This window comes from Corynebacterium sp. (assembly GCF_030532325.1).
GTDB lineage: Bacteria > Actinomycetota > Actinomycetes > Mycobacteriales > Mycobacteriaceae > Corynebacterium.
This window is the reverse complement of record NZ_JAUNLS010000032.1, coordinates 1-9,431: the sequence shown is the minus strand read 5'-3', so window position 1 is coordinate 9,431 and position 9,431 is coordinate 1. Positions and strand designations below refer to the sequence as shown.

Genomic DNA, 9,431 nt, shown 5'->3' with positions numbered 1-9,431 from the left:
CCAGACCACCGAGCAGGCCGTAGCCGCCCAACGCGCCAAGCAGGCCGCCCAACAGTCGGCGTAGGCAGCAGGAGGCGCCACAGCACCCAGCAGACACCACATAGAGGAACCGGAAGACCGGTTCCTCTACACGCCGTGCCCAAGCACGGTGAAGCGTTCGAAGCCTTGGGCATCCGCAGCGCCACTGATACCGGGTGCGAGCGCGCGATACGGCGAGACACTGGCGCGCGGTGGTGACGCGCGCGGGGCTGATGGGGCGTCGCTAAGCGAGCGCCTTACCCCGCTGCTCCGGCAGCGCAAAGGCTGCGGCGGCGGCAATGGCGAAGGCGGCGGCGAAGAGCGCGAAGAGCCAGCCGGCGCCCGCGCTGTGCAGGATCACAGGCACGATGAGCGGCGCGATGATGGAAGCCACGCGGCCGAAGCCCGCCGCGGCACCCGTGCCGGCACCGCGCAGGTGGGTGGGGTAGAGCTCCGGGCCCACCGCATACAGCGCGCCCCATGCGCCCAGGTTGAAGAAGCTGAGCAGGCAACCGCTGACGATGATCATCGGCACGCTGCCCGCAGTGCCATACATCGCCGCGGCACAGGCGGAGCCGATGAGGAAGGTGGCCAGGGTCGCGCGGCGGCCCCAGACCTCGATGAGCCAGCCGGCCATCGCGTAGCCGGGCAGCTGCGCCAGCGTCATGATCAGCGTGAAGCTGAAGGACTTCACCAGGGAGAAGCCGTCGGCCACCAGCAGCGAAGGAATCCAGATGAACGCGCCGTAGTAGCTCAGGTTCACGCAGAACCAGATGGTCCACAGCGCCGCGGTGCGCCCGCGCAAGGCCGGGGACCAGATGCTGGTGGAGTTGACTTCCTCCTCCGGGTATGTTGGCGCCGCGGCGGTCGCCGGCAGCTCCTTGCCCTCCTCTTGGGCCTTCTGCTCAAAGGAGGCGACGATGTTCTCGGCCTCCTCGTGGCGGCCCTTGGATTCCAGGAAGCGCACCGACTCCGGCAGCCGCATGCGCACGTAGAGCGCGTAGAACGCCGGCACCATGCCCAGGGCCAGCGCCCAGCGCCAGCCGCTTTCCGACGCCCCCACCACAAACGTGCCGATAATCGCCGCCAGGATCCAGCCCACAGCCCAGAAGGCTTCCAGCAGAACCACCATACGGCCGCGCACCTTGACGGGCGAGAACTCGGAGATCAGCGTGGAGGCCACGGGCAGCTCTGCGCCAAGGCCCAGGCCCACGATGAAGCGGAAGACAATGAGTACGCCCAGCCCGGTGGCCAGGGCCGAAGCGCCCGTGGCCAGGCCGTAGATGAGCAGGGTGAGCGCGAAGACGTGGCGGCGGCCGAATTTATCGGCCAGCAGCCCGCCGAAGGTGGCGCCCAGCGCCATGCCGATAAAGCCCACGGAGGCCAGCCACGAGGATTGCGTGGGCGTGATGCCCCAGTGGACGGCCAGCGCGGCCATGATGAAGGAGATAAGTCCGACGTCCATGGCGTCGAGCGCCCAGCCGATTCCCGAGCCCACCAGCAAACGCTTGTGCGTGCCGGTGACGGGGAGACGGTCGAGGCGCTCGTTGCGAGAGATAGATCGATGTTCAGTTTGTTGCATGCAGCACACCTTAGTGCACCGGGTTGAACCTCCTCAGGCGAAGTGAGTTACTGACCACGAAAACTGAACTAAAGGCCATCGCCATACCTGCAAATAGGGGGTTCAGCAGCCCGAAAGCGGCCACGGGGATGAGCGCGACGTTGTAGATGAAGGCCCACCACAGGTTGCCCTTGATGATGCGCAGCGTGTGCCGGGAGAGCCGGATGGCGTCGGCGACGGAGCGTACGTCGTTGTTCATGATGGTGATGTCGGCGGCCTCGATGGCCACGTCCGCGCCGCCGCCCATGGCCAGGCCGAGGTCCGCCTGGGCGAGGGCGGCTGCGTCGTTGACGCCGTCGCCGACCATCGCGACGACCTTGCCTTCTTCTTGCAGACGCTTGACGACGTCCACCTTGTCCCCCGGCATGACCCCCGCCGTCACCGAATCGATGCCGAGCTCCTCAGCCACGGCCTGGGCGGCGGAGGCGTTGTCGCCGGTGACGAGGTGGGGGCTCAAGCCGAGGCGGCGGACCTCCTCGAGCGCGGGCGCGGCGGTGTCCTTGAGGGTGTCGCGGACCTCGATGGTGCCGAGCAGCGACTCGCCGGCCTGCGCGGTGTCGTTCTGCGCGGCGTCGTTTTGCGCAGTGCTGGGCTGGGACGGGTCGGCGCTGGCGGGCAGGGCGTAGACGCCGACTTCGGTGCCCACGCCGATGTAGCCGCCAGGCCCGCGGCCCACGCGCAGGCGCTGGCCGTCGACAGTGGCCTCGATACCCACGCCGGGTAGCGCGTGGAAGTCGGTGGCGCTGAGGCGGCCCTCGGCGGCCTCGCAGATGGCTGTGGCGATGGGGTGCTCCGAGCCGGCCTCCACGGCGGCGGCTTTCTCCAGCAGCTCGGCGGAGCTGAGGTCGCCGGCCGGGGTGACTGCGGTGACGGACATGGCGCCCTCGGTCAGCGTGCCGGTCTTATCAAAGATGATGGTGTCGATGCGGCGGGTGGACTCCAGGATCTCCGGGCCCTTGATGAGGATGCCCAGCTGGGCTCCGCGGCCGGTGCCCACGAGGATGGCGGTGGGCGTGGCCAGGCCCAGTGCGCACGGGCAGGCGATGATGAGCACCGCCACCGCGGCCACGAAGGCCGGGGCGATGCCGCCGGAGAAGAGGTGCACGATGAGCGTGAGCGCGGCGATGCCGATGACCACCGGCACGAAGACCTGCGCGATGCGGTCCACCAGACGCTGGACCGGGGCCTTGGAGGCCTGGGCGGCGGTGACCATCGAGGCGATGTGGGAGAGCACGGTGGCCTCGCCCACGGCGGTGGCGCGCACCTCGAGGCGGCCAGTGGTGTTGATGGTGGCGCCGGTGACGTTCTGGCCGGGGGCGACCTCGACGGGCTGGGCCTCACCGGTGAGCAGGGACTCGTCCACGGTGGAGTGCCCGGCGGTGACCACGCCGTCGGTGGCGATTTTTTCCCCGGGGCGCACGACGAAGGTATCGCCCTCCCGCAGTTGGGAGATGGGGATGCGGGACTCGATACCGCTGCGAAGCACGGTGGCGTCCTTGGCGCCCATGTTGAGCAGGCTGCGCAGGGCCTCCGAGGAGCGGCCCTTGGCTTTGACCTCGAACCAGCGGCCCAGCAGCAGGAAAGTGATGACCATGCCGACGGATTCGAGGTAGATGTGATCCATCTCGGCGTCGTTGGACACTAGGGTCATGTGCATGGTCATGCCGGGCTCGCCGGCGTTGCCAAAGAAGAGCGCCCAGAGGGACCAGAAGTAGGCGGCGGTGGTGCCCATGGAGATGAGCGTGTCCATGGTGAAGGAGCCGTGCTTCAGATTGGTCCAGGTGGCCTTGTGGAAGGGGGCGCCGCCGATGACGTAGACCAGGGTGGCCAGCACGAGGCAGGCCCACTGCCAGTGGCGGAATTGCCAGGCGGGGACCATGGACAGCAGCATGACCGGCGCGCTGAGTGCCGCGGAGATGAGCGTGCGGCGCAGGAGGTCGGAGGCTTCGGCCTCGCGGGCGTCGTCGATGGGGTGCTCGCTGGCGCTGTCTGCCTCGGCGGGGTCGGGGCTGAGGGAGAAGGCGCCGTAGCCGGCTTGCTCCACGACGTCGATAAGCTGCTGCGGCGTGGTGGTGGCGGGGTCGTAGCTCACGGAGGCGGACTCCGTGGCGAAGTTGACGGTGGCCTCCACGCCCTCCAGCTTGTTGAGCTTGCGCTCGACGCGGGAGGAGCAGGAGGTGCACGTCATGCCGGTGACGCCGAGATCGAGGTGGGTAGTCATTTAAGCGAGGGTGTAGCCGGCTTCTGCGACGGCCTCGGAGACCTGGGCGTCGGTGAAGTTCTCGCCGGTGACGGTGACGGCTCCGGTGGTGTGATCGGCGGTGACCTCGGTGACGCCGGGGATCTCGCCGATTTCTTCCTTGACGGACATCTCGCAGTGGCCGCAGGTCATGCCGGTGACGGTGTAGTTCTTGGTGGACATGGTGTTTCCTTTCTGTTGCGTACGTGCCCATGCTATACCCCCTAGGGGTATGTGGCAAGGAATGTTGCGCGTTCATGTACCGTTGATAGGAAAGTACCCGAGAATAAGGAGCGATTAATTATGGCGACCATCGATATCACCGGAGAGACCTTCGAGCAGACCGTGACCGCTGAGGGCATTACGCTTGTCGACGCCTGGGCGGAATGGTGCGGCCCTTGCAAGCGCTTCGCCCCGGTCTTTGAGAAGGCCTCCGAGGAGCACCCGGACATCACCTTTGCCAAGCTGGACACCGAGGCCAACCAGGAGCTGGCCGCCGGCCTACAGATCCAGTCCATCCCCACCCTGATGATCTTCCGCGACGGCATCCTCGTCTTCCGCGACGCGGGCGCCCTGCCGCCGGCCGCGCTGGAGGATCTCATCTCCCAGGTTAAGGATCTGGACATGGATGAGGTGCGCCGCCAGGTCGAACAGGCGCAAAACGAGGCGCAGAACTAAGCCCAGCGCGAGCGTGAGATTAAGCCCCAGCGCGAGGCGCGGAACTGGGCGCGAAATTAGGGGGCGGTTTCCCGCGGGTGGCGCTACACTCGCGGAAAGGTTCTCTTCAGAAGGAGTGAAAGCGATGGCGAACCCGTTTAGCAAGGGCTGGAAGTACGTAATGGCTTCCTTTGACCAGAAGATTGATGAGAACGCCGATCCCAAGGTGCAGATCCAGCAGGCGGTCGAGGGCGCCAAGGAGCAGCACCGGCAGCTCTCGGAGCATGCTGCTGAGATCATCGGCAATAAGTCCCAGCTGGAGATGCGTCTCAATCGTCTGGTGAAGTCCCAGGAGGATTATCAGTCCCAGGCCCGCCGCGCGCTGGAGCTGGCGGAGAAGGCCGAGGACCCGCAGACCGCGACGGAGTACAACCAGGCTGCGGAGGTCATCGCCAGCCAGCTCGTGGCCGTGGAGCAGGAGCTGGAGGACGTCAAGACCCAGCACGCCGCCGCCACCCAGGCCGCCGAGCAGGCCAAGCGCCAGCAGCAGGAGTCTGAGGCGCGTCTCAAGGAGCAGCTGGCGCAGGTTGATCAGCTGCTCGCGCAGGCGGACCAGGCGGCGATGCAGGAGCAGAACGCCAAGGTGATGGACTCCTTCAACGAGCTCGCGCCTGACAGTGCCACCCCCACCCTCGACTCGGTCCGCGCCAAGATTGAGAAGCGCTACGCTGACGCCCTCGGCGCACAGGAGCTGCACCAGGCCACCGGCGGTGACCGCATCCACGAGATCGCCGCGGCCACCACGGACCTCAAGGCCACCTCGCGCCTGGAGGAGATCCGCGCGGAGCTGGCCGCCGAGAGCGCCGAGAAGAAGCAGCTCGAGGCCGGCGCCAACGCAGCTACCGAAGGCACTGACAACGCCGGGCCCACCGCGGAGGGCGCGCGGTAGCGTCTGGGGCCACCAAGTAGCGCCACCGCGGCCTCTGCACAGTGTGCGCGAAGCAGCAACCGCGTAGCCGCGTAAAACGCCACAAGCGGCGGGGTACGTCACCCCGCCGCTTTGTTGTGTCTGGGAATTCCTTGCCGGCCAGGTTCGGTCTAGCTTGGCCTGGCTCTGCGTCCGTGTGCCCGACCCCTGTGCGTCTACGGGCCAGGGTTGGCCGGGCACTCTAGCCGTCTTGGCGGCGAATATTGATCAGCACTCCGCGAATGCCGGAGTGGAAGCCGTCGCGGAGATTGACGCGCTGGGTCTCGGTCAGCGTGTACTCGTGCAGGGTCTCGCAGGCGAACTGCAGCAGCGGCCTGTCGATCTCCGGCGGCAGCCCGCCGCCCGACAGCAGGTGGGCTTGGTCGCGCTGCTCCGGGCTGGCGGCGTTCTCAAACCACCACGAGGCGTACTGCTGACCCACGTCAAACGGGGACTGGAAGCCCGCGGAGCTCCACACCTCCTCCGGCAGCGGCACGTACTTGGAGCGCAGCTTGCGGCGCGGCGCCATCATCGAGGGTTTCGGGGCGCTCGGCTTCGGGGCCTTGTTTTCGGCCGGGGCGGCGCTCTCTTCGCTCGCCGCGCTGGCTGAGCCGTCTGTTCCGGCTGCGACGTTAGCGCTGCCCGCGCTGCTACTTGCGGCGGCCTGCTCGTTCTTGGTCTCCTCGGCCGCCTCGGCGGCCTCTACCACCTGCTTGTTCGCGCTGGCATCGGCGTTGTGGGCTGCGGTGGCGGCCCGGGCGGCGTCGGCAGGCGTGACGGCGTGGGAGGAGGTGCCCGCCAGCTGCGCGGGGCTGGGCTGGTGGTGCTTGGGGGAGGAAGAGAAGGCGGCCTCGACCTCCGAGGGTTCCTCGCACTCCTCGCACACCTCGGCGGTCTGGTCCGCGTCCTCCCCGTGGGGCTCGCGCACTGTCGGCGGCAGCGGGCCCTCGAGCACCTGGATCTCCATGGCGTCAGAAAAGTCTTCGCGCGGATCCAGGATGGTGGTGGTATCGCAGGCGTGGCGCAGCGCGGAAGACATGGAATCCCAGCCAAAGCCGTAGAGGTGCACGCGCACCCCGTTGTTCACGGCCTCCTGCACGCCGGGGATCATGTCGGCATCCCCGGAGACCAGCACAAAGTCGGTGACGTCACCCTTCATGGCGGCGATGACCATGTCCGCCACCAGGCGGGTATCCACGGCCTTCTGGGTGCGGCGCTCGCCCCACTCGATGAGCTGGCCGGTGCGCAGCTGCACCCCATTACAGGTGCGCAGCGCGCGCTGGTAGCGGTGGGGCCCGGTGTCTGGGATGCCGTCGTACCAGTTCTGGCGGTGGATGCGGTTGCCCACCTGGTGCTCGATCATCCCGCCGAGGGTGGCCACGACCTCCGGCAGGTCAATTTCTAGCTGTGCTCGCGCTCCTATCTCCCAGGAGTTATAAAAACTTGCCAATAGGTATGAGGTATCAACAAAGACAAGTGTTCGTTCAAGCATGGCTCCTAAATTCCGTTCTTTATTGGCTAACTAACGTTTCTAAAGCTGTGGCCGCGTAGAAGCGGCCTCCTCCCAGTGTGCCCCATTAGTCCCAAAAGTGCGATAAGGATTCGGGAATTCTCAGGCCATCCCTATAAAAAGTTCGGGTTGCTCCGACCCACCCCCGGTAGTACGGTTGGTTACTCAAGTAACTAACCTAGTGGAGGTGAGCGCGTGGACAACGATGCGCAACCCCTCTTCCGGCAAATCGCGGTGCTCATCGAGGACGCCATCGTCGAGGGATCGCTGCCGGAAGGGCAGCGGGCTCCGTCAACCAACGAGCTGGCGAAGTTCCACAACATCAACCCGGCCACCGCGCGCAAGGGCCTCAACCTGCTCGTGGAGCTCGGTGTGCTGGAAAAGCGTCGCGGCATCGGCATGTTTGTCACCGACAACGCCACCGCGCGCATCCGGGAGCGTCGAAGGCGCGACTTTGCCGGGGAGTACGCCGCCCCGCTTGTCGACGAAGCCCTTCGCCTGGGCTACACCCGTCAGCAACTGCACGAATTGCTCGATCAAGTCGCAGAAAGCCGAGGTTTCTACTCATGATCACCACCCCAGACTTCACGTTCGCGGACGGGCTGACCCACGGGCTCGTCGGCCGCAACGGGATAGGAAAGACCACGCTACTGCGCACCATCGCCGGCCAGCGCCGGGGAAAGGGCGTGCGCGTCGATGGCCAGGATCCCTTCGATAACCAGCAGGTCATGGACGGCCTGGTGCTCATGGGGATTGACAACCCGCTTCCCGCGGGCTGGAACCTCAAGAAGGTCTTCCGCATCGCCGCTACCCGCTGGCCCAGCTGGGATGAGCAGCGGGCCCGCGAGCTCGTGCGGCGCTTCGAGCTGCCGATGAAGAACTACTCGGGGCTCTCTCGCGGGCAGAAGTCCGCCGCCGGCTTCATCGTGGCGGTGGCCTCCGGGGTGCCACGCATGCTGCTCGACGAGCCCTACCTGGGCCTCGACGTGCCCAAGCGCGAGGTCTTCACCGAGGTGCTGCGTGAGGAAAAGCAACGCGGGGACAAGCAGCGCACCATCATCATGTCCACCCATCACCTCAACGAGGTCTCCGGCTTGCTCGACGCCGTGGCCGTCATGGGCGCGCACCCGCTGTCTGGCCCCATCGAGGACTTCATTGAAGGCATCATCGAGCTCACCGGCCCGGCCGCGCAGATAGATCGGGCGCTCGAGCGCTTGGCGTTGCAGCCGCTCGTGCGGGAGGATACGCCCCTGGGCGCTCGCGCGCTTGTCGACGCCCGCCCCAACCCCGAGGGCGTGTTCGACGCGGCGGCGTCGCTAAGCCTGCGCGCCACCGAGGTCACCCTCGAGGAGGCCGTCATGGCATTGGAGGGTGAGTAGTGAGGCGCTATCTGCAAATGACTAACCCGCTGGACCTGCTGTGGGTGCCCATGTTGCTGGTGGCCGTGCCGCTGATGGCCGGACCACCGATGCAAGTGGTCTTTTCCCTGGTGGCCGGGCTGCTGATTGCGGGTTCTGCGCCGGAGTTTGAGGCCTATCAACGCTTTGGCTACTCCGCGGACATGTGGCGGCGCGACCGCCGCCTCCAAGCCAGCGTGCGCTTTCTTGCCGCGTGTGTGCCGGTGGTGGTCACGCAGCGCTGGTGGCTCGTGGTGGCGCCGGCGCTGGGACTGGTGTGGGTGCTGGCGCGGCGCGCGGAGCCGAGGCGGGGAAGCCTGGAGGACCTCGTGGAAGGATCCGAGGGTTCCGCGGAGACCGGGATCCTGCCGGTCACGCCCGCGGTACAGCTGGTGGTGCGGCCGTTGCTCCGGCTCTACCTCCTCGTTGCGGTGATAGTCGTGACCATCTCGTTGGTCATGCTCGCGGTGGTCTCGCGCCTAGCCTGGCTTCCGGCGCTGGTGACCGTGGGCACGCTGGCCGGCACGGTTGTCCTACTCAGCGAGCTGCGCAGCACGCTGAGCAGCGCGCTCACCTTCCACCTCTCGCGCGCCCAGTGGGGCCGCGGCGTGGTGCTCGTGGTGCTGGCGGGGATTCCGGTGGCGCTGCTCGGCGAGCTCATCGCCTACCTCTTCCTGGGCCGCTTCCTGGGTGGCTTCCTCTTCTTCGCACTGGTGGCGGGGCCCGTCCTGGTTGGAGTGGAGTTTGTCTCGCGGCAGACCCTGGTGGATCTCTTTGCGATCTTCGCAGTGACTGGCACGCTGCTCTACCTCTGGGTGGGCGCCGGCATGCTGAGTGCCCCGTGGGCCCTGATGCTCGCGGCGCTGACGCTGGTGGCGTGGGCGGCGTACTTGCCCGGCTACGCGCGCAGAATCGACACCTACAAGGGCGGTTTTAGTGGCCTTCTTGGAGCGTGAAAAACCAAGTGTGTGCTGGGGGTTTGTGTTTGTTGTGGGTGGTGTGTAACTTTATGTGAGTCAGCG

At 66.7% G+C, this 9,431-nt stretch carries 9 protein-coding genes; 5 read left to right on the top strand and 4 right to left on the bottom strand.

The window, feature by feature from the left end:
• Window positions 1–262: 262 nt before the first annotated feature.
• From Q4E25_RS11360 to Q4E25_RS11350, 3 genes are read right to left on the bottom strand one after another with little or no spacing between them, the layout of a single operon-like run.
• A complete protein-coding gene (locus tag Q4E25_RS11360; protein WP_303157214.1) occupies window positions 263–1,600 on the bottom strand; it encodes an MFS transporter in 1,338 nt (445 codons plus the stop codon).
• A 10-nt stretch (window positions 1,601–1,610) separates the two neighbouring features.
• The gene (locus Q4E25_RS11355) at window positions 1,611–3,860 is read right to left on the bottom strand and encodes a cation-translocating P-type ATPase (protein ID WP_303157213.1); all 2,250 of its coding nucleotides are present in this window, start codon (window positions 3,858–3,860) and stop codon (window positions 1,611–1,613) included.
• A complete protein-coding gene (locus Q4E25_RS11350) occupies window positions 3,861–4,061 on the bottom strand; it encodes a heavy-metal-associated domain-containing protein (protein ID WP_303157211.1) in 201 nt (66 codons plus the stop codon).
• A 120-nt stretch (window positions 4,062–4,181) separates the two neighbouring features.
• Here Q4E25_RS11350 and trxA point away from each other — a divergent pair, with 120 nt between their 5' ends.
• Both trxA and Q4E25_RS11340 read left to right on the top strand, forming a co-directional pair.
• A complete protein-coding gene (gene trxA / locus Q4E25_RS11345) occupies window positions 4,182–4,556 on the top strand; it encodes a thioredoxin (RefSeq protein WP_303157208.1) in 375 nt (124 codons plus the stop codon).
• Between the two features lie 124 nt (window positions 4,557–4,680).
• Window positions 4,681–5,484, top strand: a complete 804-nt coding sequence (locus tag Q4E25_RS11340) for a PspA/IM30 family protein (RefSeq protein ID WP_303157206.1) — start codon at window positions 4,681–4,683, stop codon at window positions 5,482–5,484.
• A 220-nt stretch (window positions 5,485–5,704) separates the two neighbouring features.
• On the opposite strand, the gene Q4E25_RS11335 is transcribed toward Q4E25_RS11340, so the two are convergent.
• Entirely contained in the window at window positions 5,705–6,994 is a 1,290-nt protein-coding gene (locus tag Q4E25_RS11335; protein WP_303157204.1) for an NYN domain-containing protein, read from the bottom strand.
• A 213-nt stretch (window positions 6,995–7,207) separates the two neighbouring features.
• Here Q4E25_RS11335 and Q4E25_RS11330 point away from each other — a divergent pair, with 213 nt between their 5' ends.
• The 3 genes from Q4E25_RS11330 to Q4E25_RS11320 are packed head-to-tail and all read left to right on the top strand — an operon-like array spanning window position 7,208 to window position 9,365.
• Window positions 7,208–7,582, top strand: a complete 375-nt coding sequence (locus tag Q4E25_RS11330) for a GntR family transcriptional regulator (protein WP_303157203.1) — start codon at window positions 7,208–7,210, stop codon at window positions 7,580–7,582.
• The gene (locus Q4E25_RS11325) at window positions 7,579–8,391 is read left to right on the top strand and encodes an AAA family ATPase (RefSeq protein ID WP_303157201.1); all 813 of its coding nucleotides are present in this window, start codon (window positions 7,579–7,581) and stop codon (window positions 8,389–8,391) included. The genes Q4E25_RS11330 and Q4E25_RS11325 overlap by 4 nt, the downstream gene beginning before the upstream one ends.
• A 17-nt stretch (window positions 8,392–8,408) precedes the next feature.
• Window positions 8,409–9,365, top strand: a complete 957-nt coding sequence (locus Q4E25_RS11320; RefSeq protein WP_303157199.1) for a hypothetical protein — start codon at window positions 8,409–8,411, stop codon at window positions 9,363–9,365.
• The last annotated feature ends 66 nt before the right edge of the window (window positions 9,366–9,431 follow it).